The sequence below is a fragment of the Sporosarcina newyorkensis genome (assembly GCF_900167515.1).
GTDB classification, from domain to species: Bacteria; Bacillota; Bacilli; order Bacillales_A; family Planococcaceae; genus Sporosarcina; species Sporosarcina newyorkensis.
Genome location: NZ_FUYJ01000005.1, coordinates 144,562 through 169,859, shown reverse-complemented (window position 1 = coordinate 169,859; position 25,298 = coordinate 144,562). Strand labels below are relative to the sequence as shown.

Here is a 25,298-nt window from a genome sequence, read left to right as displayed (position 1 = left end):
AAACCTCCATCCCGAATAATTTATTTCGAAGGTACTAAGCTTAAAAATTTAGCAATTGTATCTACTGTTGTTTTTGTTTCTTCTGCGAAAACCGCCATGTTACTGAAGTAGCCATGAATACTGCCATCTAATTGAAGATATTCTACTGTGACACCCGCCTCTTGTAATTTGTCACGATATTGAACCCCTTCATCTACTAACACATCATTCTCAGCCGCTATAATAATCGTTGGTGGTAAATTGCTTAAATTTTCATGTAGCAATGGGGAAATTTTCGGATGTTTAAACTCTTCTTCATTGTTTATATAGTACTCACCAAACCAAATCATTAAGTCTTTATCCAGACCAAACCCTTCTGCAAATTTTTCATATGATGGAGTTGTAAAATCTAAGTTGGTTACAGGGTAAATCAAAGCTTGCGCTGTAATGGCAGGACCATTATTTTCTTGACTGAGGATCGCCATAACCGCTGCAAGGTTCCCGCCCGCAGAATCCCCACTAACAACGATATCATCCGCGATTGCATTTAATTCAGAAGCATGATCATTTGCCCAGCATAGCGCTGCATAACTATCTTCAACCGGCACAGGAAAGCGGTATTCCGGCGCTAATCGATAATCAACCGAAACGACAACACGACCTGTTTGTTCCGCCAACAAACGACAACCTGCATCAGATGTCTCCAAGTCACCAATCACCCAGCCGCCACCATGGTAATACATGAGTAGCGGGAAAGGACCTTGTCCGACCGGTGTATAAATACGTACACCGATTTCTCCATCGTGTACTGGTATTTTTCGATTTTCAACCTTTGCTACAGGGGGTACCTCGATTCCTTGCGGAGCAGGGACTGCGCCCATTGCATCGCGAACTTGTTGAGCAGTTAAGCTTTGAAGAGTTGGACCACTATAAAATGCCTCCAAATATTGTTTTGCATTGTTTGATAATCCCATTTCGCCAACTTCCTTCCCTATATTTATTTGCATCGGTTTGTATGCAATCCTAGTATAACCAAATTACACTATTGAGAATATTCTGCCTTTTAATTATACTACTTCATACTATCGGTTACTTTTTGGGCTGCGCTACTACTTTTCTATGATGAAACATATCTTTGGATAAGGGGGATGATACGATGCAATTCACTACTTGGACTGTTGAAGAAAAATTACAAAAAGCTTTGGTACTACCATCGCAAGAAGAGCAAATATGCCATATTCTCATGAGTTTTGGAGAGATCTTTGTCGCTGAAAGAATCTCATTCTATCGATTTAGCCCGATTGGTTATGTGGGAGAAGGCGTAGCACAGCTCGAAAATGGAGATCTTCAATCGATCTCCTATATACGAGATGATATTCGTTCATTGCCCGTCGTGAAAAAAGCAGTGACAGAGCGAAAGGCTCACTACTATTCTGGACAAGATATCATTACACTCATTTCAAGCCGCTATAATCGTGACGTACCCTTGCACGCATTGACTGTCGTCCCCATTCACGTAAACAATCTGACCATTGCTTATATCGTCAGCGAATATATGAATCGCGTTCCCCCAACGGATGGACAAACCCTAGAGTTACTGACACATTTCGGCAGTCTAGCTGGCAGAGTATTGATCCAACCTCAAAAGATTTCTCATCCCAAACTAAGCCCGCGTGAAAACGAAATTTTACGAGCCCTTGCCAATGGCTTCTCAACAAAGGAACTAACAGATCTATTATCGTTGAGTGAAGCGACGATTAAACAATATATTAAATCAGCTTTCGTTAAATTGGGTGCGAAGAATCGAGCGCACGCTGTTTCGATTTATTTGGCTCCTGAAATATGAATTCCTACGCCTGATTCATGAAACAAACAGGAATCCCCCAACATTCACGTTTGTTTGAACGATCACGATTGTCAGTGCATAGGCAACTAAATCTCTTCCTCTCCATTTTAAACAACCCGAACTGCAAATAACATGACTAAAAGTTGTTTATAATATCACTTACAAATCCCATTGCAGAAAAACATAAACGTTAACTGACATTGGAAATACTGATAAGATGATTATCATAGCTCGTTGTAGGGTAAATGTGGGGAAAAGGGGAATTATTCAACATGAAAAATGAAGGAACGATAGGAAGCGGAAAGAGATTTCCTTTTCTCTTGGCGACGATGAAAGGTATCTCACAAGTAATCCTCATCGAAAATTGGTTGACAGGTTTGCTCATATTGACTGCAATCACGATCACCTCACTGGAGCTCGGCGTGATTGCATTTCTTTCAGCAGCAATCGGCACACTTACCGGACGGCTCGGGGGAGGAAATCGGGAGAGCGTAGAAAAAGGCCTGTATGGATATAATCCCATGTTGACAGGAATGGCGCTCCTTCTATTCCTGGAAGGTCCCGCAAGCTGGGGGATTGCTTTATTCGGGGCCGTTATTGCAGCCGCGTTTACCGCTTCAATGATGACACTTTTGCAGCCCACCGGCATGCCGACATTAACCTTTCCTTATATCGTGACGACCTGGCTATTATTATTATCTTCGTATAGGCTGGATACGTTCAAATTGACCGATGAAACAGTGCCACAGGATTTATCGCATTGGAAGCTGGAAATCGCCGGGAAAATCCATTGGCCGAGCGCTTTCCTTGATGGAGCCGGTCAGATTTTCTTCTTGCAAGGTATGGCTGCCGGATTACTGATCTTTATTGGAATTTTTATTACGGGATGGAAGTTAGGGCTATACGCAGTCGCTGGTAATATAATCGGCATATGCGCTGCATACCTCCTTGGAGCAGAACATTTGCTCATCGATGCCGGGCTGTACGGCTACAATGCTATTTTGACAGCACTCGCGGTCGGCGTCGTATTCCGTGAAGGGACAAACCGGCTGGCGCCTTACACTGCTATCATTGGTTCCATTTTGACAGTGCTATTCATTGCAAGTATCGATACCGCTCTTTTACCGTTCGGATTGCCGGCTTTGACCATGCCATTCGCTCTAAGCACATCGATTTTTATCGGCGCACGAAAAATGATGCAACAACCCTGACGACCCCTTTAAACTTATTTCAATTACACAATGGTCAAACAGGTTAGCAAGCCGATAAATATGATTTAAACGCCTGCGCAACATCAAACACGAATGTTTAAATTGTAATGTTTGTTTTCTTGAGCAAACTAATCTAAACAAGATAAAAAGACCGTCGATGTCTTCACATCAGACGGTCTTTACAGGTTTCTACAACTTGCCTGTCACAGAAGAAATTATCTAACAAGCATCGTCCTCTAAAGCTCTATACGATTTTCTATCTTGCATATTGAATTTCACTTTATAGTGCAATAGCAAATGTCCTAATTCATGCGCCGAGTCGTTTCTCCTAGTAGATGATTTTTTAATGGCCTTCACATAATATAAGGTTGATCATCTTCTGTCCAAAGACTATACGCATCAATGGTTTTCCCAACTTCTTACTGTCGTCACATAAAAAACATGAAATACTGCCTGTTGCTATATCGCTTAAACATGCTTGAACGTAGTATAATAGTTCATTCAGGGTCGCCAATCGAGTAGTCACGCTGATCCTACACGATTAGAACCTTCCGGAATCCGGATTGGTCAATGAAATGAATGAATTTAGGAGGATAACAAATGAGTAACGAGGATAATTTCTGGCTTGATTTGCCGAAGCCGTTTTTTATATTGGCACCAATGGAAGACGTCACGGACGTGGTGTTCCGCCACGTCGTCAGTGAAGCAGGAAAACCTGATGTATTTTTCACGGAATTTACGAATACGGAAAGTTATTGCCACCCTGACGGAAGAGACAGTGTGCGGGGCCGGTTGACCTTCACGGAAGACGAACAGCCGATTGTAGCGCATATCTGGGGAGACAAGCCAGAGTATTTTAAGCAAATGAGCATCGATATGAAAAAACTCGGTTTCCGTGGCATTGATTTAAATATGGGATGCCCGGTACAGAACGTTGCGGCAAACGGAAGAGGAGCCGGTTTAATACGGCGTCCTGAACTAGCGGCAGAAATCATTCAAGCTGCAAAAGCCGGCGGGTTACCGGTCAGTGTAAAAACAAGATTAGGTTATATCGAAGTGGACGAGTGGCGCGATTGGTTGGGACATGTGTTAAAACAGGATATCGCGAACCTTTCCATTCACCTTCGTACGAGAAAAGAAATGAGTAAGGTCGATGCACATTGGGAATTGATTCCTGAAATCAAAAAAATGCGAGATGAGATTGCACCAAATACATTGTTGACGATTAATGGAGATATTCCAGACCGCGCAACAGGATTAAAATTAGTAGAACAATACGGAGTCGACGGTGTCATGATCGGCCGCGGTGTGTTCACAAATCCATTTGCTTTTGAAAAAGAACCGAGAGAACACAGCGTGAAAGAACATCTGGACTTATTGCTCCTGCAATTGGAGCTTCATGACAAATATTCAAATGAAATCGGACCGCGACCATTTAAACCGCTTCTACGCTTCTTCAAAATCTATATACGCGGATTCAAAGGAGCAGGCGAATTAAGAAACCAATTGATGGAAACCAGAACGACGGATGAGGTACGCCGTTTAGTGAGACCGTTTTTAGAAATAGAGGAAGAATGAATTAAGCAGCGAAGGTACTTGCCCCGTAAACAATCTTGAATTGTACGGGGCAAGTACCTTTTTTAATTGACTTCCCTCAAACAACCCCGTAGTATATTAACTGTTTACAACACATTTACTTTAATGATTAAACAATATAATAATTAAAGTAAATAGAAGGAGCATATATATGGAACGGCATATTCATTTTCAAGACTTTGAAAAATGGTTTTGGCAATTATCCAGGAAAATGGAGAACGTATGGAAAGACATTTATACAAAAACCTTTCCTGGCTCACAATCTCGCATAATGTACTTACTTGAACAAAACGGGCCATTGCGAATGTCCGACCTGGCAAACGAATTACATATTACTGCAGGTGCTGTCACGACCGCTTCCAATATCCTTATTAAAAATGAGTATATTATGCGGATTCGAAATGAAGAGGATCGGCGTGTCGTCCATTTAGATTTAACGGAAAATGGGAGAAGGAAATTAAATGAACTGCGGGAGACAGGAAAAGAGATGATGAAACTTGTATTCAAAGACCTGTCAGATGAAGAGCTAAAAAATATGCTTGCCGCTTTCAAACAAGCCTCCGCCAACATAGACTCTATGCAGGATCCCCAGTTTCAAAGGAAGTGATGTATATGACAAGAACCAAAATGTTGAAACCGACCATTTTATCGATCTCCATGGCTACTGTCATGGCGGGCGCAGCCATCTCCCCTGCGCTCGGCCTGATTGCTCAAGCCTTCCCTGAAGCAAGTCCAACGATGATTAAGCTCATCTTAACGGCTCCGTCAATCATGATCATCCCTTTTTCATTTCTATCGAGTTATTTAACATCCAAAATAACAAAACGGATGATTATTTTGATTGGTCTGTTGATTTATTTAATCGGCGGGATCGGCCCGCAATTTGTCTCAACTATCGAATCCATATTAATGCTGCGGTTAATTTTAGGGGCAGGTGTCGGACTCGTCATGCCGTTGTCGATGACATTGATTAATGATTATTTCATCGGCAGAGAACGAACGAAGATGATGGGGTTTAATTCCGCCTTCAGTAATTTCGGTGGGATTATCACGATGTTGCTGGCAGGATGGCTCGCTACTTTCAGTTGGCGTGTTCCATTTAATGTCTATTGGCTAGGGCTTTTCATTATCATTTTAATATTCTTCTTTTTACCGAAAGGGGAAATTCAAAAACCGCAATCACTCGAAAAGAAGGCAAAACTTCCTCTTGCGGTATACGGCTATGCGCTCGCAATGGGCGGTGTGATGCTTGCTTACTATTCAATCGCCACCAATATTGCGCTCTATTTAGAGCAGAGTGATTTGGGTGATGCCGCTTTAGCGGGAACGATTGTATCATTCACAACTGTCGGCGGAATGATTACGAGTTTACTTCTCGTTCAAATTGAAGTTATTTTCAATAAATTTGTCATCCCTGTTATGCTCTTTGGGATGGCTGCCGCTTTTTTATTTCTATCTTTCACGCACAGCATCCCGCTTATCGTAGTAAGCGTTTGTTTGATTGGATTCGGCCAGGGTGCTATATTTCCAACTATTATCTTACAAGCACTCAACCAGGTAAAGCCGTACCTGGCAGACCGCGTAATCGCCTGGACGTCCAGCATGACATTTTTAGGTCAGTTTTTATCGCCGGTTATCCTGGACGGCATCGGTAAAATGGCAAACCAGGGAAGCATCCGATTTCAATATGGCGTACTTTCCGCATCGGTTTTGTTTTTTGTTGTGTTAAGTAGTATTTTAATCGCAAGGAACCGGAAACAAGATTTTTCTGTAGAATGAGATACATTTAAACAATTTTGTTGAATTTCTCCGCGACGAATTCCATGCAAATCAAAAAGCAGGCATGCCTGCTTTTTGATTTATCCTTATTCTGTTAACTAAAGTATCAGTTATCTCTACATTGATAAATGTACCTTTTTAAATGCCTGCTCCAAAGGATCCCTCAAAGCGGGGGCCAACGACTTTGAATACTCCGCTGTAATATGGTTATTATCTCGATATACAATAATATTCCCAATGACTGGATAGCATGTCTTATCATCACAGAAGTAATCCGTCAGGTCGGCAAAAATGACATTGGAAGGTATACCTTCTGTGTTTTCCCATGGCACGACCTGTGATACGCCGTCTGACCTGTCGATTGCACAATCCAATGGACTTCTCGCACTTTCTAAACAGGCTGGTATTTTCTTTTTCATGCGGGGATTGTCGCGCACCGCAAAAATCTTCGTAATCCCTTCGAGTTCTTTCCATTGATTGATATAACCAAGCGGCACCTTGTCGCGTTTATTTAAAGTCGCTGTAGTGAATATCAAATCAGGTGGTTCCTCTTTTAATTCCTTGATCAAATTTTCATTCCACTCTAGACACGTTTTAGTTAAATGATTTTCAGGATCTTCGTCGGTAAATCGGCAACCGTCATGATTGTACAGATCGATCCGAAAATTCAGCTCTTCCGCCACTATTTCAAGCGCTGGAAACCAGTGTCCTGAATGAGAGCCGCCTACTAAGGCAAGAACATAGTCAGGTTTGTCTAAAACACCATACGAACACTTTCTCACCTCAGTACGATCTTGACCGAGACATTCCGTATCCTCATAGAAACTCGGAAGATCCGTCTTAATTGCCAACGGAGAAGGAATCAAATCAAGTCCTTCCGGTGGTTTAACATTATACAGAATCGATTTGGCTCCTGGATAATCTTTATCGTTCTGGGTCAAATTGAGCATGCTCGCCTGTGTTTTCTGTATATACATGGAAATGGAAAATATCGAGCTAGCCGCGAAGACTAGCAAGATGCCTAGCACTGTCACGAAATTCCCTTTCTTCTTATCCCATTTCATCATCAAAAAGGGGGTTTCTAGCTGCTTAGTGGAAATGATGGACAATAATAACGTGAACAACAGGATGATAATCCCATCTAGGATCGGAACCGTTGTCGTTTTCATAAAAGCATGGTAGAAAATCAGCAACGGCCAATGCCATAAGTAAATACCATATGTAAGACCACCCAAATAGGTAAGAGGTTTTGAGCCTAGTAGACGATCTACTCCCAGCTTGGTATTGTTCTCTGTTGAAATCAAAATGAACAATACACCGCTTATTGGAACCAAAGCCAAATAGCCAGGAAACACAGTCGACACAGGTAATAAGATGCCTGTTAGACAAATAACCGCCAGCCCGCCCCATCCGAGGACGGTGTTGAACCTTTTATTGAAAATCAGATAAGGTGAAATTAAGGCGAAGATCCCACCTATGCTAAATTCCCACATCCTTGCGAACGTATCGAAGTATGCCCATGGTTGATTGATATGTGTTTGGTAAACAGAATAAGCCAGTGAACCAGCGAAAACGACAAGCTGCGCTGTAAGAAACGTTTTACGCACAGGTGTTTTCAAGACTTTTTTCGCGATAAAAAAGACGAGACAGATAAAGAGCGGCCAAATAATATAAATTTGCCCCTGAATACCAAGTGACCAATAATGTTGAAATGGACTTGCGGAATTCTCTCGCGCCAGATAATCCACCGAATCAAATGCCAGCCGCCAATTTTCATAATAAAATGTTGAGGCCGCCATATGCGCGATGATTTCGCTCCATTCAATTTTCGGCAAAAATACGAGACACATAAATCCGATGACGATCGAGACGAACAATGCTTGAGGGAACAACCTTCTCGCAATGCCTAGTATGAAATCGAAAAATTTTACGGATCCGGTTTTCTCGATCCTGGTCAAAAGGGATAAAGTGATGAGATAACCCGAAATGATGATAAATATATCGACTCCACCGGATACTCTGCCTAGTCATATATGATAAACAGCGATGAGCAGAGTTGCGATGGTCCGTACGCCTTCAATCTCTGGTCGAAATCTTTTTTTGGTCAATTTTAAATCTGTCATACGCTTTCTCCATCCTATTAACTCTGATACCTAGCCCCTGCGCTAGTCAAACACTATTCTAAAATGCATACACTCTTAAATGAACCTGTTTCATTTGCTTGAAAAAAGAATGTGACGCTTGGCATTTCATAGACCAACATAGATTTTACGCAATTGTGCAGACTAGATACTATTTTGTTTCCCCTTCTATTACATATGTGTGTCCATCAATTCATAGATCTCGACTTGAATAATGGGACCCATTTCTTGAACGCGAACATGGAGTCCCATCAGATCAAGTTTTTTATGATCGGGCAGCTTAATTTCAACCGCTCCTGCTTTCTTCCCTACAACATGGAACATATTAGTGCCCTCGTCTCTAGTGATTTCAGCGATCTGCTCGGAGCCTTTCGGCAGTATATGCTTTCCTATATCGTAGTTTGCTCCCAAATCCAATGACGCGTTCGGTCTTTCCTCCAATACTTTAAAACTGAATTTAAAACTTGGAGCTGAACTTACCGCTTCTAATCCGTACCGTACTTCCTTTCCGTCTTCAAAACGGATAGTAGCGATGTATCGACCCGGCTGATCAATCACAATATGGACGTTGCGATACTTCCCTTCACTATCGGTCTCATCGTTGTCGACGCAATCTGAGGGACTGAACGAAAGACATTTCGTGAACTTCATATTATCGGTAATCTTCTTTCCGTCCATCGTGGAAAGGGAAATGTTTTGGACAGGTCCTTTATTCTCCACACCGATCGCAACCGGCGAAGGAAGAAAATCTTCTGTTCGCTCTAACTTCAGCTTCAGTTTTCCGTTTACTTCTTTGACATGTACATAATATTTCCGATAAAATTTCTTATCCGGATTTCCTGAATACACCAATGCGGCCTTGAATGTACCGTCCCCTTCTTTAAGTGGGACTAAATGGATTCTATCTGTTACACCACCGGTTGGTTTGTTTTTTCCTTCCACAGCTTGGTAGATACCGGTATCCTTATGATTGGAATCATACATTTTAAATTGATCCCAACCGAAGTCGCTAGCCTTCACCGTAACAATCTGTGACTTCGCTTCTTCCGTTGCTTTCATCATTTTGGCCGCTTGTCCTCTTGTGATAGATGTGTTCGGGCTGAATCTGTCAGGAGATGTTCCTGTAGTGATACCAAGTCTATAGATTGTCAGAATGTTCGGGTCGTGGCCTACTCCTCGGTGTACATCTTCGAATGGACTTTTATATGAATTGAAGTTATAGCGCGGCAAATCGAACGCTTTGACAAGAATCGAAGCCATCTGCGCCCGTGTGATGGGATCGTTCGGACCAAAACGTCCATCTCCATAGCCGCTGATGATGCTTTTTTCTGCCATGGCTGCAATTGCTTTGTAGTAGCCATTCGCTTTCGGAACGTCTTTAAATCCTGGATCCTTCAATTTCGAAGTATCTAATTTAATAAGCTTTGCAATAATGGCAGCTGCCTGTCCTCGCGTGATAGAGTTTCCGGGTTTGAATGTACCATCCGGATAACCTCCAATTATATTACGTTCTGCCAGGTCATAAACTGCTTCCGCAAAGTGTTTTGACGGCGGTACATCTGAAAAATGTTTTGTACTTGTTGCGAATGTGCCCGATAAAGGCAAGCTGCATAGGAGCAATAACGCACCGATTATCATAAGTAGTTTCTTTCTCATTCGAACTCTTCCTTTCGTTGGTGCCTGGCTCCCGCTACAGTCCGCATGCTTTCCTCGAATTATAGCGAGACCTGGCATTCGAAGTTATTTCTTCAGCGTATGTGTCTTTCCTTTCGTGTCTGTCACGATCAGCTGCGTTTCCGTAACCCGCATGTCTTCCCCAATGACATTCGAAAGTTTGCTAGTCTTTTTATCAAGCAGACTGTACTTATAGACCCCTTTTTTATTGAAGTAATACATTGTGGAATGATCAAACAGTACAGATTTATTGTTTTGGTTTACCTGTACATGATTGGGTGTAAATGCCACATTATCAAAGATTACACGCGCATCAAAGCCATATTCTTTCTTCTTGTCGCTGCCGTCCATCGCTGTCGAATAAAGGACGAGCGGGTCATCTATAACAGGTTTATCGGGGTTAAATGTATAATCGAAATAGCGCTCTTTATTCTTCTCATTTGTATAATAAATTCGGTCATTCCAAATGAACATATTGCGGAATGTGTAACCATTCGGCTGATTCATCAACACTAGATTCTGACCGTCTGTTTTCACTTTCATCAACCCGTACGCGATAGGTAGTTCGCTCATCTCTCCGACCGCTGACCAATAAGGAATGAAGATTTCGTCATTGTATACGATGAGTTGGAAACCTTTCAGCAAGTGCACTTGGAATGTATCATCGCTTGGGATATTTTCTGGAATTACAATGGCTTCGCGTTTGCCTGTCTTTAAATTCTCCTTAAACAACTTGGAATTATACCCTTCTTTAGCAATAGTGTACGAGAATCCATTCTGTTCAACCGTCTTGCCTTTTACGCCGACATATGAATGATAGGCGCTGAGTTTCTGCGAATCATCGAGCGCTCGTACGAGAAATGCTGAGAATTGGGCGCGTGTAACGTAATCTGCCGGCATATATTTACCTTTCGAACCACCAGCAACCCGCTGTTTCGCGATTCCATTAATATCCTGATAAGCCCAGTGAGCCGGAGTTACGTCAATAAATGTTGCCTGTTTATCGAGTGGCATATTAAATGACCGGCGCAGAATCGCGGCCATCTGTGCACGTGAAGTTTTCTCTCCGGGACGTATATAGCCGTTATCGCCGCGTAAAATTCCTAGCTCATTCATTGTCGCTAAGACCTGATAGTGAGGAGATGTTTTCGCCACATCCTTAAATTCAGTAGACGTATCCTCCGACAGCGAAAGCTTCAGTGCTTTGGCAAGCATGGAGGCTGCCTGTACCCGCGTGATCGGCTGATTTGGTTTGAACGTGCCGTCCGGATAGCCGCCAATAATATTGCGGTCGGATAAATATAGGATTTCTTTCTTTGCCCAATGCGTATCTACATCTGAAAATTGAGCAGCTGCACGCGCTTGGATTGGAGCAGCTGAGGTAACGAGTAACAAAGTCATCAATGCAGCAATAAATTTACTTTTCATTTGATAGTCTCCTTTTAAAGTTATTTGCACTAGAACGTATCAAGATTGAATTTCGCACGGATATCTCCATTTAATCACGGTGAATGTGTGGAAAACCAAGTTGGCGTGCCAAAATGGCGAGCGGTTGGTTGACGGCTTCTATTTTTGAACAATTGCCAACCTGATTTTCCTCAGCAAACATCGTTTTAGTTAATCTGCTATCAGCCAGCGTCCCGAATCCGCATCACGCTTCATCGTAAACACATGCTCTGCGACGCCTTCGCGTCCATATTGATAGCGAATTTCTACTTCATTTTCGGAAACAGGGTACACTTTCCGATAGGAGGCTTCCAAAAATAGCTCACCTAATCGGTTGATTTGAGTAAATGCCGGTGTTTTCGACAAATTATCCAAGCCTAAAAGCGAGTCGTATAAATACAAATCGAAATATTGTTCCGGTGTATATTCCTCGCTAAGCTCTCCGGCCAAATAATCCAAATACATCGAATTTGTGCGCTCCTCTGTCGCAATGCCTACCACTTGCCCGTAAATTTTGTGCACCGGCGTAATCGTCCCACCTTGAACCGTTTCCCTTGCCGGAAAATGGTTCAATAAAAAATACTCCCGCGCATTCAACAGCTGATCGTAACCCCCTGCAATCGTGATCTCTTGGTCTTTATAACGCTCCATAATTTCAGATCGCAGCGGTTTCCCATTTACTTTCAGCTGTCCTTTTTCAAGTACGACACGATCGCCCGGGACCGCAATGACCTCGTAATAGACATCATCATAGGTTGGTAAATGGCTTGTCGTATTTGTCATCGTGCGCACAATATCACCGGCCTGATACACAATATCATCAAACAGATTTGCTTTACGCTCCATCACTGTATGAAAAGTATCTGTACTCCCGTCCAATAAAAATGGCTCTTTATTTATATAATGCAGATCGTCGACATGATCAAAATGCGGCAGTTCGGCAAATTCTTCATAATCAATCACTGACAGTTGCTGTTTTTTCTGCAATGCAGAAATTTGTGCCAAGTCATTTAACGGATCATACGGAATACCGGGCCCCTCATCAGAAGAAAGCAAATCAGAAGGGTTCAAAGTGACCATAAGGAGTATTGCAACTATAGGAAGCGCTGCTGTGACAAACAGCACTTGCCATGAAAACCTCTTAGCCGACGGCCGTAGTTTCTCATGTACACGCTGTTTTACCCGCCTTTCATGCTCCGACGTATCGCCCATCATTTGATCTAGCTTCTCTTTGAAATCGCTCAATTCTTCACTACCTCCCCGTCCTCTTCATCAAAAAATTCCTTTAGTTGCTGCTTTGCCCTTCGCAGTCGTGTTTTCACCGTATTTTCATTCAGTTGCAAATAAGTTGCGATTTCCGTTATGGATTGCTCATCATAATAAAATAATATTAAAGGTTCGCGGTATTTTAATGGAAGTTGGAAAAGATTTTTTTCAAGTGAGGCCAGTCGCTCTTGCTCAAGCACTATCTCTTCTGTACCTTTTACCGAAGTACTAATCGTTTCGAACAGCACATCTTTTTTATGCTTCCAAGAACGCAAATAATCTTTCGCACGATTGGCTGTCATTTTAGTCAAATATGTTTTCAGTGAAGCTTCATTGCGAAACTGGTCACTCTTTTGGAAATACGTTACAAATACATCTTGTACAATATCCTCAGCTGTCGACCAATTTTTCACGTATAAATAAGCGATGCGTATTAAATAACGCGAGTGCTCATTGATTAATTGATCAATTTCATTCATTTACCAAACCTCACCCTTTTCTATTGCCACGTCATGTCCCCATCCACATACGCAGCAAACTGCTCAAATGACCTTTTTTCTGTCATTCCAAATCGACTTACTTCATAATTCGAAACGTCTATAGTTGCATAGCCTTCGGTGGTTGTAAAGCCAATTAATAGCCCTGCCTCTTTAGCCGCCGCGATAAATTCTTCATTATAATGTCCATATGGATAGGCTAATGATACGGCCGCCGGCACTTGTTCCATATTCCGCTGCAAGTCCGCAAAAATCTCTTCTTTTACATGTTCTAGCGCAATTCCAGTACCCAATTCTTTATTAAGATTATGCAGTCCATATGTATGCGCTTCGAGTTGGAAAACATCTGTTATCTCTTTCATTTCTTCAGCTGTCAAAAACTGTATCGGACCTTCCGCGTCATAACGTTGTATGCCTTGCGCTCTGTATGTACGAGAAGAGATAATGTGCTGAAGCGCGGTAAACCCATATTGCTTCAAAATCGGATACGCATATTCTTTTGATGATAATAAGCCATCATCGAAAGTAATGAGCACCGCCTTGCCAGGGACAACGAGACGTCCTTCCAAATAATCATAAAGCTGCTGTGCCGTCAGCGTCTCAAATTGACGCTCCGCCAAATACCCCATCTGCTGCTCAAAATTTTCTAAAGAAACGGTACTTGCCATTGTTTTCATCCAATCACGGGGCACGATATGATGGTAGACAAGAACCGGCAACCCTTCGTCCAACACAACGGAGCGCTTGTCAATATATCCCGGCCGTTCACCGATTTTCACGATATACCAATCTTCTTCCTCCTGTACGATTGGATAGCGATAACCTTCTTCCAACTGGGCCAAGACGGTACTCTGTAAGTCCTTATCATTATAAACCGCCGTCTTTCGAAGCGTTTTTACCGCAGCCAACCGCTCCGTTTGTACAATTACCGGCAGCTTCTTTTTTTCAATCGTCCCCTGACCCTTACGAACAAATACCGGCATTTTTCCTAACCGAAGCTCATAATACTCCTCATCTTCACCTGTAATGGCAACCGGCTGATTCGCCTCCAACTCGCCAATTCGAATGAAAGTCGCTCCCTTCATATATATCGGCTGGCGCTCTACAAGTGTCAGTACCCGCTCAAATTCTATCTCTTCAACTGTCTCTTCTTTTTGAATAAGTTGCGCAAACACTCTTCCAGACTGCTCATCAACAAATGAAGCCACAGCCATATTCCATTTTGCGCCACCCCCCATTATAAATAAAATCAAGCCAATAAGTAACAGCCCAATAAAAACCATTTTCTTCATACCTATACCTCCACTGTCATCTAAGCAACCTACAGACGGAGATTTTCAGAAAAAGTTTCAAATGTTTTTAAAAATATTTTGGAGAATGGTTGGATTTCATAAAAAGGTGTTTGATTGCGCTCTCCCGTTCCATTCAAACTCCTCAACCGAAACTGTATACTCCTGATAAATATCACTAAAAAACGTCTCATCAATCAACTCACGCAAAACACCGCTGAAATAGCCCGGTAAATTGCGGATACGCTTTGTTTTTGTCGCCATTACACTGATCCGCATTGCACGATAAGCCAAATCCTCGAATACTTCCTCCTTGCCTTTATAAATTCCGAACTTCAACATGCGTCCCGAGAGCGCCCTATAAATCCCAAAGAACTCACGTGTTTTGGCACTATCTCCAGTCAACGACAATATATCTTTCATCTTCGTAAAAAGAGTTGTGGATAACTTTTCACCAGCAGGGTGAGACGTCTTTATAAAGTCTTTAGTGTTTTGAGATTTATAGAAAGAAGGTTCTTTTTCCAAAACCGCCTCAGAAACCACGTCCTGATTAGGCTCGGTCACCTCAACGCCCCTGTCCAAATTCCCCTGGTCATTGATGGGCAAAATAACATAAATATTTGCTCCCAAGCCGCTCATAACAGGCCTGACATAATGAATCCGCTCGATAATCTGCAGTTTCTCCAGTTTGCGGAGAGTCCGTCTGACCGTGGAATTCGACAAGCTGAGTTTCGTTTCAATCGTCTGGTGTTTCAAGTGGGCAGCCAAGTAAATCACTGAATAACATCGAATCATTTCAAGGACAGCGCGGTCGGTCTTGTTTATCGCATTCCAATGAAGGTCTATATGCTGGCGTGCCGCAACGTCCATTTCGATTTTGTTCTGGAATTTCGCGTACTGAGAAAGATAATGTGTCATGAGAAAAACCCCTTTTTCTTTCTATATAGAAAGGAGAGGCCAAAAGAGATACACATACATGAAACTATTTTTCAAATTGTTCTAGCGGCAATTGGCGGAGCTGTTTAGGAAAGGGGCTCAGTAACGGGCAGTCCCCTGTCACTTTGCTTGTATGATTCACTACTCAGTTATGTTAAAGTTATCCTAATATTCTATTAAAAACTAAGGAGTGAATAGGATGGGGAAATTATTAAATAAAGTGGCGGTCGTAACTGGAGGAGCTCAAGGGATTGGTGCTAAAATCGCAGAAAGACTATTGGAAGAGGGGGCTACTGTAGCGATGTTGGATACCAACTTCAATACTCTCGAACAGACAGCCAACAAGCTGGATGCTTCAGGAGAACGTGTTCTTACGCTGAAATGCAATGTAGCGGATCAAACAGATGTAAAAGATACATTCACAACCATTTACGAGAAGCTTGGCAAGATTGATATTCTGATCAACAATGCAGGTATCACAAGAGACGCATTCTTTCATAAAATGACGCCAGAGCAATGGCAGTCCGTCATGGATATCAACCTAAATAGCATGTTTTATACATGCCAAGCCGTCATTCCAAGCATGCGGGCACAGCAGTACGGAAAAATCGTCAATGTTTCTTCCACCTCCAGCTGGGGCAATTTGGGACAGGCGAATTACAGCGCGTCTAAAGCTGGAGTGATTGGCTTGACGCGGACATTGGCTAAAGAAAACGGCAGCAAGAGAATTACTGTAAATGCGGTCGCACCCGGACAGATAAATACCGACATGACAAAAAATCTACCGGAAGATGTTAAGAGGATGGCTACGTTATTAACACCGGTGGGCCGGATGGGAGATCCATCTGAAGTGGCATCGGTTGTCTCCTTCTTGTCATCGGATGATTCGAGTTTTGTTACCGGTGAATGCATTAGCGTCAGTGGTGGATTTTTGATGGTTTAATCTTATAAATACCGGTCGAAATGAATGCTAAATCGTTATTTGACCTGCAAGCAATTAATGTGAAAGCTACAGATTACTAGAGGTGTGATTTATGTTAAAAAAATGGAGTTTTTGGATTGGCGGGGGTGTGCTAATTATTGCAATGGTAAGCTTGTTCTTTGTTAATAGAGCGAGTGAAGATCCGGTGCTTGCTATGAAGATTGTAGAACAAGCAAAAAGTGGTACAACAGAAATCCCCCTGTCCACTTTAACTGATTTCGACTGGGATCGGGCATTGGTCTATGGGCCCTATACGACCGTAGATGTCATAGAGGATTCTTTGAATGTTAAGTTTAAGGGCAACATCAATGGTCTAGATATTAGGGAGGATATGTTTCTGCTTGTATTTGCTAAAGGGGATCATGCGGTTAAAACAGCAGTGCTTTCAAGAACAGGGGTTAGTTATTATGAACAGAATGGGCTGCTGACACCGGAGAAGGATGTGTTGATTGTTAAGTGATAGCGGAAGTAACAATGACGCCCTCCAACCGATTTCCAGGTTATCCTCACTTCTTCAATTCTTCTCGTGAAGATGTAGTTCTTATGTAACCTAATAAGTTTCAGTCACAAACAATAGAAAGTTGCTTTTCTATAAAATTTATATGGTATAATTAGATGATTTTAGCAAGGTAAAGTTAGTTATTAGTAGTAGATTTGTTTTCTGCTTTACAGAATGAAAATTCCTGAAAATGAAGAAGTGAGTACTAGGTCTCTACCCAATTGAGTGAATAATCACAAAACAGGTGGCGGTTTGGCCCCAAATATACAATTAATCCTTCCGATTACGTATCTCGTCGGAAGGATTGTTTTGTGGTGTGTTCATTTCCAACTTGTGTGCAGACCTGGTACTTTGATATGGAGAGGTTAACGTGAAGACAAAATGGATGTTCGCTATCATGGTTTCAGTCTGGATAATATGCGGCTATATTTTATGGGAAGATTGGAAGGAAAGAGATCAGGCGCTCCCTGTTACAGTGCATGAAGAAGAAACTGAAGAAAAACTAGAACAAATAGCAGTAAACATTGCAACGATCGGCATGATTGGAGATGTGCTGTTGCATTACCCAATCAACACGTATCCAAGTTACGATTTTGCATTTCAAGAAGTGAAAGAGAAGATGATGGGTATTGATTTCTTAATCGCCAATCAAGAATCCATGCCGGGGGGTGTTGAGCTGGGTCTGTCCACCTATCCGAAGTTCAACAGCCCAAAACATATCATTCAAAATCTTCAAAGCGCAGGCGTTGATATGATTTCATTAGCCAATAATCATACATTGGACAAAGGAGAAATCGGCGTCCTGAAATCCATTCAACATGCGAAAGAGTATGCGATGCCATATGTCGGTGCCTATCAGTCTATCGAGGACCAAGAGAATCAAAGGATTGTTGAAGTGAATGGGATCCGAATCGGCGTGTTGGCGTATACATACGGAACGAACGTCGGATTGGCTCCCTATGGAAAAGAGTATTTGGTCAACATGGTGGAGCGTGTGAAGATTGCAGAAGATATACAAAGGCTTAAACCTTCTGTGGATGTCACTGTAGTCTCTCTGCACTGGGGACCGGAATATGTGTTGAACACCTCGGACACACAAGAAGAACTTGCGGAGTTTGTAGCGAAAAACGGAGCTGATATTATTTTCGGTCATCACCCGCATGTTTTACAACGATACGGAGAAGTCGGAAATGCGAAAGTCTTTTTCTCGCTCGGCAACTTCTATTCCGCACAGCCTTTTGAATACACAAACTTTGGAGGCATTGCCCGGCTTACGGTAAAAAAGGAGAAGACAGGCGATACAACAACAGTTTCGATTGATGATCCCCGTTTATTCCCCACTGCAGTCATCAAGGATGAACAGAATCGTTTTAAAGTGGTGCCGCTGCGAAATGCCAACCATGTGATTAGGTATACCGATGAGTGGGTGGAAGATCATGTTGGTGTGCCAGATTGGTGAGTGGGTGGAAATGCTACACATGTATTAAAAGTATATTAAAAAGGCACTATGTCCAGAGGCCAGTGTTTTGAAATGGAAAATGAGTGATTCGTTAGTTATGTACCTTAAACCGGCTAAGTATTTCTTTGATTAATGAAAGGCCTTTAACACCTAGCCTATTTAACGATTTGGGCACCAATATGTGAAAGTGAGGAGCAAGCAGATGAAACGAATCTTTTTATTACTTGCAATTATTTCAGTATTGACCGGCTGCAGTTCTGCATATAAACAGTCTTTTGAAGAAGCAGAGGCTGCATTGGAAAGCGGAGAATATGAAAACGCACTTAAATTATATAACACTGCTCTAGAAGAAAAGCCGGATAGTTCCGAAGCAAAAGACCGGGTTGTTTTATTACATGAATATGAAGAAGTGAAGGAAAAAATTGAGCTCTTTAATTGGACAGAAGCGGCTGATTTAGCGAACACTTTGCTGAAAAATGAAGACATTGTACCGTCGTTGCAAAACGAAGTGAAGACACTACTTGTAACGATTGAAGAGGAAAAGGAAAAGCAGAACGCAAACGATCTGAAAGTTATCGAAAAGCTGATCAGTAGCGATGAGGTTGAAGAAGCTGCCTCTAAGTTGAGTGAATTAAAAAGCGATATAAAGTCCGATGCGTTGAATAGTGAAATAGATAATTTATATATTGAATTAGGCGCAGCGGAAAAACGTATCGCCGAGAAAGAACGGTTGGAAAAGAAAGCAAAGCAACGAACAGCGGAAAAGAAAAATTTAAAGAATAAATATATGCAAAAGGCGCAGGAGCTTGAGCACAGAATAGCAAAAGAAGCGAGCCACCTATACGCAAATAATCCACCGCCCGGTTTCTTTGGTCAATATTATAATGAATGGGATGATTTGCTGAACGAAGTGTGGGGCGTGTTGAAAAACACTGTATCAAAAGAGGAGTTTAAAGAGATTAAGGCAGATCAAATATGGTGGGTGAACAATAAAGAAAAAGGCTTTGCCGAATTGCCAGATGAAACAGCTTCCACCAGAGCTGCCGGAATGGATTATCTTGCCAATCTGACGGAAGATCGGACTTTTTATTTGATTGGGAATCATATGAAGTGATGGTATTGATAGTTTGGAAGCTGCCGTGCCCGCGCACAACTTCATAGCAACCCTAGACTCAACCAAATGGTGCCCGTTTGGTGCGTTCCGAAACGGCATTCGTTCGCTCCTTTGCAATTTTAGTGCGGACCGACCAGACTTTCGCTCGGTCCGCACTGTTTTTGGAGCGCTTTCCCCGCTAGGGTGCCTGACTCCCGCCCCCATCCGCATGCATCTTGCGGATTGTGACAGGATCCGGCATCTATAGAAGTAACTTTGAATTATTTTAAATTTGTATGAAGATCAGGTACTTAGGATGAAAAGGATTTACTTATCAAATAACGCTTCAATCAGGTCTTCAATATACTCTGCAGCTTGTACCTCCGACGCTTGAATGGCTTCCAGTTCCCCATTTGCCATCGTTTCTATACTGAACTTTCGGGTCTTTTCCTCTACACAGCTGACATAGTTCTCATAGACATATTTGAGTTCGTTACCTTCTTTTTCAAACGCATTTGGGATTTCCAGATTGTCCATGTCAGCCAAAATCCGCTTGAAGTCTTTCACTTTCACCAGCCATTGTTCTTTCATGGATGAAATGTCTGGATTTTGCTTGAGAATGAATTCTTCAGATATCCCTTCATATTCCTCGGACGCTATAATTAACCGTTCGTGTAATTTAATGATTTGTTGTAGATAATCTTTTCTGCTGATTGACATCGTATCATCTCCTATCACGATTATACATAATTGTGTCTTCATCGTGAACCTTTAAATTATGCGCTCAAACACAATATTCATTATTATAAATCATGCTTGCTCCTATGATTTAAGCTTCGAGGAATCCACATCTCGTTTTCGGAATACCTTTATTCCTACTGCACGAGCTATCATCTACTTCCGCGCTTAACAACATATCGAGTCGATATGATAGCGAATTGTGTTCCGTGCTCTTTCTGAATCCAATCGATCTGGCTCAAGCAAGGCGTGGAGTGTGAACCCCCTCCCGAACTCCAACGTCGAGGATAGGCAGCTCATCTTTCCGGTAGTCCACATGTACAATGAACGCGAACTAGACTTCCATCTGGGCTCGGGTTTTTTCATTCAACGGGACAATCTCATAAAATGGCGACAACATCTTTCTTGTAACTGCTTCAATCCGGCCTGTAGCCCTTTCCTGCACGGGTGTCACTGCATAGACAAGCAAGTCGTCTTGGCGAATAATAATGGCGGAGCGCTCCAAGCGAGAGCCCCGCCACTTCCGCGATATTCCGTATTGTCACCGTTTCACTCTCCTACTTCATCTGACCGCAATTGGAAAAGGCAAAAAGACATACGTAAAAAGGCTATCTACTGCGGATCGGCTTTTTACTAACTAATTTGTGATGAGTTTCGGACTATCTGTGCAGGCAACTATTCCGCTTGTTTGTACATTCACGTTCAATCAAGCAATCATGTTTTTTTACTCAGGTACTTCAATCCATACACAGACATCTTCAATTATCAACCTTCCACCTCCACCCTACTGTCATCGCTTATTTCCAGTATCCATACCTTGCGATTCCCATCATACTGCACTTCGGTAATTACATTAAAATTAAAAAATTCCTTCTTTTTCTCTTTAATTGCTTTCGCCACGGCTTGCGATTCGGAAAGTGTTGCGTCGGCAGGTTTATAATCAGGCAGGATTTCTACAAACTTCGCTGTTCCCTGTGCCGGATACGACTCCGCAATTCCGCCTGTTGCCTCCACTTTCACACGTTGGCCGACCGTCAGCAGATCAGCTTCAGGAAATGAATAGTTGGTGGCACCTTCCGTACCGCCTGAGACGAAAATACTGCCTTCCGACACGCCCATGATGAATCCGCCATCTTTGACAGGAGTTTCAGTCATTATCTGATTCGGCTTAATAATAGCTGATTCTCCGGGTTCCGCGACCATGTTCCCCTCTTGCTTGAAGTGGAACGTATAATCCAAAAACTGCTCCTCTAGCTCTTTTTGTTGCTCGGGCTTTAGGAAATCATGTCCTATTTCAACAACTCCTGTTATCGTATTGACCGATAATGCGAATGATCCGCGCTCTTGCTTCATCTCTTTCAGCACTTCTGCCACTTCATCCTGCATCGTATACAGTTCATGCTGGGTATGCGAGCTCCTGAAAATATAAATCGGTTTAGCCAAAATTTTGCCCTCGTCCACTATCGGCTGCAAGAGATCAATGACTTGCTGTACACGCTCATCGGGATCCTTCACGCCGATCCAAATGCCTGATTGAGCAGCACCGTCTGCTTGATTTTCAATAAAGAGAACGCCCTCTTTTTCAAAACCTTCATTGCCCCCATACACTTCTTCCACAACTTCGATTGCAATCGGCACTTCAATCGCCTGCACGGCCATATCTTCTTCCAATTCCTTCGATGGTTCGCCAAAAAATCCAGCTTTATAGTCCGGATTATCAATTTGTTCGGCCACCGCCTTCTCCCGGAGCGGAAAATCCTTTACGCTCTGCTCTAATTCTGCGATGATTTCACGCCCATCTACTTTCTTCACCGTCTGCCATCCTTCTTGATTAGCAGAGCTGTTTTGCTCAGTACTATCCAATCCTGCCGTCCCGCATCCGCCTATCAAAAAAGCGGCACCTATAAGGACAGAAAAGATTCTCTTTTTCATACCACTCCCTCCAATCTATTCCAGTAGACGGATAAGCTGGTGAATGGTTACAACAGACAGGACCGCTATTGAGTTCCAGACCCTCACTGTACTGATTTCATTTCTGTGACCCGCATCTCAAAAAGGTGCCAAAAGTAATTTACCACACTACATTTGTAATATTACGCGCAGTCTAAAAATATACTACTATCGATATACGTTTTCACTTAATTTGCAAAATATATGTTTAGGGGAGCTGAGAGAATGAAGAAGTTCATTTTAATAATGGTTTTATCGATCATCTCAATTTTATTAGTAGCATGTGGAGGAAGTGACGATAAAACTTCTTCGGAAAAAGAAAATGCAGAAGACAAAACGTATGTTGTAGGTGTTGATAACACATACCCTCCCTTTGAATTTGAAGCAGATGGAGAATTAGTCGGTATTGACATTGACTTGATTAATGCCATTGCAGAAGATCAGGGTTTCAAAATCAAAATCGAGCAAATGGACTTTTCAGGAATAATACCATCGATGCAAGCCGGTGAATTGGACATTGGTATGGGCGGGATGAGTATCACGGATGAACGTAAAGAAACAGTCGATTTTTCCGATCCTTATTTCGAGGCCGGAATTTCTCTTGTAATCGCTGATAATAATACAGAAATCAATAGTCTCGAAGATTTAGCCGGAAAAAGAGTAGTTATAAAAAATGGCACAGTCAGCGCAAAGTTTGCTGAAGAGAATAAAGACAAATATAACTATGAAATTGTCCAAGTGAATGATAGCACGTCAATGTTCCAGGAAGTGACGAATGGAACAGTTGATGCTTTAATGGAGGATTATCCTGTAATTAGTTATGCGATTGCAGTGAGTGATCTGAAATTTAAAATTGTAGGTGACCGCTTAACTGGAGACAACTATGGCATCTCCGTCTTAAAAGGCAAAAACGATGAGTTATTGGAAATGATTGATAAGGGATTAACAAACTTAAAAGAGAACGGTAAGTATGATGAAATTTTAAATGAATATTTAGATTAATTCTCATGAAAATTAAGTGCGATATGTTTCGCACTTAATTTTTTTCAAAGGAGGCAGATGTGAGTGGAAGTTATAATGAAATCACTTCCGTATTTATTTGATGGGCTTCAAGTGACACTCAAGGTATTTGTCATTGCGATTATAATTGGATTTTTTCTCGGTTTAATTGTTGCATTGCTGAGATTATCCCCGTTTTTCATACTACGTTGGATTGCTAAATTCTTTGTAGATGCTATAAGAGGAACGCCAATCTTAGTGCAACTATTTTTTATTTATTTTGGATTAAACACGTTAGAATTCATTTCCTTAGATCGAATGAATGCAGGTATATTAACAATTGCCATCAATGCGGGTGCTTATTATGCCGAAATCATGAGAGCCGGCATCCAGTCCATTGATCGCGGGCAAGACGAAGCGGCACGATCCCTTGGATTAACCAACGTACAAAGCATGAAATTCGTCATTTTACCACAAGCTTTCAGAAGAATGTTACCTACTTTCACCAATCAGGCCATCATTAGTTTGAAAGATACATCTTTATTGTCCGTTATAGGGATTGCCGATTTAACTCAACGCGGACAAGTGCAAATTGCGGCTACCTTCAAGGCGTTTGAAATCTGGATTGTTGTCGGCGTTCTATACTTTATCATTATTTATTTATTGTCCTTACTTTCGAGCTTTTTGGAAAGGAGATTTAAACTTTCATGACGATGATTCAAGTTAGAAATTTAATGAAGAGTTTTGGAGAGAATCATGTGCTTAAAGATATTTCGATCGACATCGCTGAAAAAGAGGTAGTGTGTATCATTGGGGCTTCGGGTTCAGGAAAGAGTACCTTTCTAAGATGTTTAAATCGTTTAGAGGATATTACATCTGGCCATGTGCTCATTGAAAATGTAGATATTACTAGTAAAAAAACAAATATTAATAAAGTGCGGCAAGAAGTCGGAATGGTGTTCCAGCATTTCAACCTATTTCCCCATAAGTCAGTAATTGAAAACATCATTCTCGGTCCAATGAAAGCAAGAGGAGTTCCCAAAATTGAAGCAGAGCAACAGGCACGTGAACTACTTGGAAAAGTCGGATTGAGTGAGAAAGAAAAGGCCTATCCCGCTTCCCTTTCGGGCGGACAAAAACAACGAGTCGCCATCGCCCGGTCGCTAGCAATGAATCCAAAGATTATGCTATTTGACGAACCAACTTCAGCACTCGACCCAGAAATGGTTGGAGAAGTATTGCAAGTCATGAAGCAATTAGCGAAAGAAGGAATGACGATGGTCGTCGTTACTCACGAAATGGGGTTCGCCAAGGAAGTTGCAGATCGTGTAATCTATATTGACGAGGGGTTAATTGTAGAAGAAAATGAACCCTTACAATTATTTAACAATCCGCAAAACGAACGGACGAAAGCATTTTTAAGTAAGGTTTTAGTATGACAACAGGACGGGTAACATTTGAAATGCGTGCCTGGGCATGAAACGATTCTGTTTGTTTATAAATTCATTTTTATCCAAACAATCATGAAGGCTTTTCGCGCAGGTTAACGGCCAAGTTGACATAGTTAACTATTTATATAAACAAATTTAAGGACATAAAAAAAGACCCTACATGTGTAGGGTCTTTTTCAAGCTATTATTAAGCTTTTTGAACGTTTGTAGCTTGTAGGCCACGTTGTCCTTGTTCAATTTCAAATGTTACACTTTGACCTTCGTCTAAAGATTTGAAACCTTCGCTTTGGATAGCTGAGAAATGTACGAATACGTCCTCTCCTGCTTCACGCTCGATAAATCCAAAACCTTTTTCTGCATTAAACCACTTAACGTTACCTTGTTCCATTGTTGTTGCCTCCTAGTGCGGATATCCACACAATATGTTACTATCCTTGCTCAAATGTCTTAGACGAAAAACAAAATAT

At 41.9% G+C, this 25,298-nt stretch carries 24 protein-coding genes; 12 read left to right on the top strand and 12 right to left on the bottom strand.

From position 1 onward, the window contains the following. Positions 1–20: 20 nt before the first annotated feature. A complete protein-coding gene (locus B5D59_RS11265; RefSeq protein ID WP_078818012.1) occupies positions 21–953 on the bottom strand; it encodes an alpha/beta hydrolase in 933 nt (310 codons plus the stop codon). A 182-nt stretch (positions 954–1,135) separates the two neighbouring features. Between B5D59_RS11265 and B5D59_RS11260 the strand changes: the two genes are divergently transcribed. The 5 genes from B5D59_RS11260 to B5D59_RS11240 all read left to right on the top strand — a co-directional run bounded on the left by B5D59_RS11260 (position 1,136) and on the right by B5D59_RS11240 (position 6,411). After that, positions 1,136–1,825, top strand: a complete 690-nt coding sequence (locus tag B5D59_RS11260) for a helix-turn-helix domain-containing protein (RefSeq protein WP_078818011.1) — start codon at positions 1,136–1,138, stop codon at positions 1,823–1,825. A gap of 272 nt (positions 1,826–2,097) precedes the next feature. Further along, entirely contained in the window at positions 2,098–3,036 is a 939-nt protein-coding gene (locus tag B5D59_RS11255; RefSeq protein WP_245799506.1) for an urea transporter, read from the top strand. A 600-nt stretch (positions 3,037–3,636) separates the two neighbouring features. Beyond that, the gene (locus tag B5D59_RS11250; protein ID WP_078818009.1) at positions 3,637–4,614 is read left to right on the top strand and encodes a tRNA dihydrouridine synthase; all 978 of its coding nucleotides are present in this window, start codon (positions 3,637–3,639) and stop codon (positions 4,612–4,614) included. A gap of 169 nt (positions 4,615–4,783) precedes the next feature. Next, positions 4,784–5,239 carry a MarR family winged helix-turn-helix transcriptional regulator gene (locus B5D59_RS11245; RefSeq protein ID WP_078818008.1) on the top strand — a complete coding sequence of 152 codons (456 nt, stop codon included), beginning with the start codon at positions 4,784–4,786 and terminating at the stop codon, positions 5,237–5,239. Between the two features lie 5 nt (positions 5,240–5,244). After that, complete coding sequence (locus B5D59_RS11240) at positions 5,245–6,411, top strand: MFS transporter (protein ID WP_245799505.1); 1,167 nt, start codon at positions 5,245–5,247, stop codon at positions 6,409–6,411. Between the two features lie 116 nt (positions 6,412–6,527). On the opposite strand, the gene B5D59_RS11235 is transcribed toward B5D59_RS11240, so the two are convergent. The 7 genes from B5D59_RS11235 to B5D59_RS11205 form a co-directional block, all read right to left on the bottom strand. Continuing rightward, a complete protein-coding gene (locus tag B5D59_RS11235; protein ID WP_281250669.1) occupies positions 6,528–8,411 on the bottom strand; it encodes an acyltransferase family protein in 1,884 nt (627 codons plus the stop codon). A 312-nt stretch (positions 8,412–8,723) separates the two neighbouring features. Then, positions 8,724–10,208, bottom strand: a complete 1,485-nt coding sequence (locus B5D59_RS11230; RefSeq protein WP_078818006.1) for an S-layer homology domain-containing protein — start codon at positions 10,206–10,208, stop codon at positions 8,724–8,726. Between the two features lie 84 nt (positions 10,209–10,292). Continuing rightward, a complete protein-coding gene (locus B5D59_RS11225; protein WP_078818005.1) occupies positions 10,293–11,654 on the bottom strand; it encodes an S-layer homology domain-containing protein in 1,362 nt (453 codons plus the stop codon). A 189-nt stretch (positions 11,655–11,843) separates the two neighbouring features. Continuing rightward, complete coding sequence (locus tag B5D59_RS11220) at positions 11,844–12,917, bottom strand: S26 family signal peptidase (protein ID WP_139366003.1); 1,074 nt, start codon at positions 12,915–12,917, stop codon at positions 11,844–11,846. Continuing rightward, the gene (locus B5D59_RS11215; RefSeq protein WP_078818004.1) at positions 12,914–13,417 is read right to left on the bottom strand and encodes a sigma-70 family RNA polymerase sigma factor; all 504 of its coding nucleotides are present in this window, start codon (positions 13,415–13,417) and stop codon (positions 12,914–12,916) included. The genes B5D59_RS11220 and B5D59_RS11215 overlap by 4 nt, the downstream gene beginning before the upstream one ends. Before the next feature lie 20 nt (positions 13,418–13,437). Next, the gene (locus tag B5D59_RS11210; RefSeq protein WP_078818003.1) at positions 13,438–14,727 is read right to left on the bottom strand and encodes a polysaccharide deacetylase family protein; all 1,290 of its coding nucleotides are present in this window, start codon (positions 14,725–14,727) and stop codon (positions 13,438–13,440) included. Between the two features lie 96 nt (positions 14,728–14,823). Next, complete coding sequence (locus B5D59_RS11205; protein WP_078818002.1) at positions 14,824–15,642, bottom strand: hypothetical protein; 819 nt, start codon at positions 15,640–15,642, stop codon at positions 14,824–14,826. A 217-nt stretch (positions 15,643–15,859) separates the two neighbouring features. Between B5D59_RS11205 and fabG the strand changes: the two genes are divergently transcribed. From fabG to B5D59_RS11185, 4 genes are all read left to right on the top strand, one after another. Continuing rightward, complete coding sequence (fabG, locus tag B5D59_RS11200; RefSeq protein WP_078818001.1) at positions 15,860–16,603, top strand: 3-oxoacyl-ACP reductase FabG; 744 nt, start codon at positions 15,860–15,862, stop codon at positions 16,601–16,603. Positions 16,604–16,694: 91 nt separating this feature from the next. Continuing rightward, positions 16,695–17,102 (top strand): hypothetical protein, encoded by a 408-nt coding sequence (locus B5D59_RS11195; RefSeq protein WP_078818000.1) that lies wholly within the window; start codon positions 16,695–16,697, stop codon positions 17,100–17,102. Positions 17,103–17,511: 409 nt separating this feature from the next. Further along, entirely contained in the window at positions 17,512–18,600 is a 1,089-nt protein-coding gene (locus B5D59_RS11190; protein WP_078817999.1) for a CapA family protein, read from the top strand. A 202-nt stretch (positions 18,601–18,802) separates the two neighbouring features. Next, entirely contained in the window at positions 18,803–19,714 is a 912-nt protein-coding gene (locus tag B5D59_RS11185; protein WP_078817998.1) for a hypothetical protein, read from the top strand. A gap of 306 nt (positions 19,715–20,020) precedes the next feature. Here B5D59_RS11185 and B5D59_RS11180 read toward each other — a convergent pair whose 3' ends face one another. The 3 genes from B5D59_RS11180 to B5D59_RS11175 all read right to left on the bottom strand — a co-directional run bounded on the left by B5D59_RS11180 (position 20,021) and on the right by B5D59_RS11175 (position 22,363). Then, on the bottom strand, positions 20,021–20,413 hold the full coding sequence (locus tag B5D59_RS11180; RefSeq protein WP_078817997.1) for a hypothetical protein: 393 nt from the start codon (positions 20,411–20,413) through the stop codon (positions 20,021–20,023). Positions 20,414–20,765: 352 nt separating this feature from the next. Next, the gene (locus B5D59_RS18230; RefSeq protein ID WP_176132562.1) at positions 20,766–20,936 is read right to left on the bottom strand and encodes a hypothetical protein; all 171 of its coding nucleotides are present in this window, start codon (positions 20,934–20,936) and stop codon (positions 20,766–20,768) included. A gap of 260 nt (positions 20,937–21,196) precedes the next feature. After that, positions 21,197–22,363, bottom strand: a complete 1,167-nt coding sequence (locus tag B5D59_RS11175) for a DUF3221 domain-containing protein (protein ID WP_078817996.1) — start codon at positions 22,361–22,363, stop codon at positions 21,197–21,199. Between the two features lie 243 nt (positions 22,364–22,606). Between B5D59_RS11175 and B5D59_RS11170 the strand changes: the two genes are divergently transcribed. From B5D59_RS11170 to B5D59_RS11160, 3 genes are all read left to right on the top strand, one after another. Continuing rightward, complete coding sequence (locus tag B5D59_RS11170; RefSeq protein WP_078817995.1) at positions 22,607–23,383, top strand: transporter substrate-binding domain-containing protein; 777 nt, start codon at positions 22,607–22,609, stop codon at positions 23,381–23,383. Between the two features lie 75 nt (positions 23,384–23,458). Next, complete coding sequence (locus B5D59_RS11165; protein WP_425441352.1) at positions 23,459–24,091, top strand: amino acid ABC transporter permease; 633 nt, start codon at positions 23,459–23,461, stop codon at positions 24,089–24,091. Further along, a complete protein-coding gene (locus B5D59_RS11160) occupies positions 24,088–24,819 on the top strand; it encodes an amino acid ABC transporter ATP-binding protein (protein ID WP_078817993.1) in 732 nt (243 codons plus the stop codon). The genes B5D59_RS11165 and B5D59_RS11160 overlap by 4 nt, the downstream gene beginning before the upstream one ends. Before the next feature lie 199 nt (positions 24,820–25,018). On the opposite strand, the gene B5D59_RS11155 is transcribed toward B5D59_RS11160, so the two are convergent. After that, positions 25,019–25,219, bottom strand: coding sequence for a cold-shock protein (locus B5D59_RS11155; protein WP_078817992.1), 201 nt, complete (start codon positions 25,217–25,219; stop codon positions 25,019–25,021). Between the last annotated feature and the right edge of the window lie 79 nt (positions 25,220–25,298).

What these genes read in the sequence shown, in the direction of transcription:
- B5D59_RS11225 (WP_078818005.1), bottom strand. Translation starts at nt 11,654, where the DNA reads ATGAAAAGTAAATTTATTGCTGCATTGATGACTTTGTTACTCGTTACC.
- B5D59_RS11205 (WP_078818002.1), bottom strand. Translation starts at nt 15,642, where the DNA reads ATGACACATTATCTTTCTCAGTACGCGAAATTCCAGAACAAAATCGAA.
- B5D59_RS11180 (WP_078817997.1), bottom strand. Translation starts at nt 20,413, where the DNA reads ATGTCAATCAGCAGAAAAGATTATCTACAACAAATCATTAAATTACAC.
- B5D59_RS11250 (WP_078818009.1), top strand. Translation starts at nt 3,637, where the DNA reads ATGAGTAACGAGGATAATTTCTGGCTTGATTTGCCGAAGCCGTTTTTT.
- B5D59_RS11170 (WP_078817995.1), top strand. Translation starts at nt 22,607, where the DNA reads ATGAAGAAGTTCATTTTAATAATGGTTTTATCGATCATCTCAATTTTA.
- B5D59_RS11175 (WP_078817996.1), bottom strand. Translation starts at nt 22,363, where the DNA reads ATGAAAAAGAGAATCTTTTCTGTCCTTATAGGTGCCGCTTTTTTGATA.
- B5D59_RS11155 (WP_078817992.1), bottom strand. Translation starts at nt 25,219, where the DNA reads ATGGAACAAGGTAACGTTAAGTGGTTTAATGCAGAAAAAGGTTTTGGA.
- B5D59_RS11215 (WP_078818004.1), bottom strand. Translation starts at nt 13,417, where the DNA reads ATGAATGAAATTGATCAATTAATCAATGAGCACTCGCGTTATTTAATA.
- B5D59_RS11165 (WP_425441352.1), top strand. Translation starts at nt 23,459, where the DNA reads ATGAAATCACTTCCGTATTTATTTGATGGGCTTCAAGTGACACTCAAG.
- B5D59_RS11195 (WP_078818000.1), top strand. Translation starts at nt 16,695, where the DNA reads ATGTTAAAAAAATGGAGTTTTTGGATTGGCGGGGGTGTGCTAATTATT.
- B5D59_RS11245 (WP_078818008.1), top strand. Translation starts at nt 4,784, where the DNA reads ATGGAACGGCATATTCATTTTCAAGACTTTGAAAAATGGTTTTGGCAA.
- B5D59_RS11185 (WP_078817998.1), top strand. Translation starts at nt 18,803, where the DNA reads ATGAAACGAATCTTTTTATTACTTGCAATTATTTCAGTATTGACCGGC.
- B5D59_RS11255 (WP_245799506.1), top strand. Translation starts at nt 2,098, where the DNA reads ATGAAAAATGAAGGAACGATAGGAAGCGGAAAGAGATTTCCTTTTCTC.
- B5D59_RS11230 (WP_078818006.1), bottom strand. Translation starts at nt 10,208, where the DNA reads ATGAGAAAGAAACTACTTATGATAATCGGTGCGTTATTGCTCCTATGC.
- B5D59_RS11160 (WP_078817993.1), top strand. Translation starts at nt 24,088, where the DNA reads ATGACGATGATTCAAGTTAGAAATTTAATGAAGAGTTTTGGAGAGAAT.
- B5D59_RS11265 (WP_078818012.1), bottom strand. Translation starts at nt 953, where the DNA reads ATGGGATTATCAAACAATGCAAAACAATATTTGGAGGCATTTTATAGT.
- B5D59_RS11240 (WP_245799505.1), top strand. Translation starts at nt 5,245, where the DNA reads ATGACAAGAACCAAAATGTTGAAACCGACCATTTTATCGATCTCCATG.
- fabG (WP_078818001.1), top strand. Translation starts at nt 15,860, where the DNA reads ATGGGGAAATTATTAAATAAAGTGGCGGTCGTAACTGGAGGAGCTCAA.
- B5D59_RS11260 (WP_078818011.1), top strand. Translation starts at nt 1,136, where the DNA reads ATGCAATTCACTACTTGGACTGTTGAAGAAAAATTACAAAAAGCTTTG.
- B5D59_RS11210 (WP_078818003.1), bottom strand. Translation starts at nt 14,727, where the DNA reads ATGAAGAAAATGGTTTTTATTGGGCTGTTACTTATTGGCTTGATTTTA.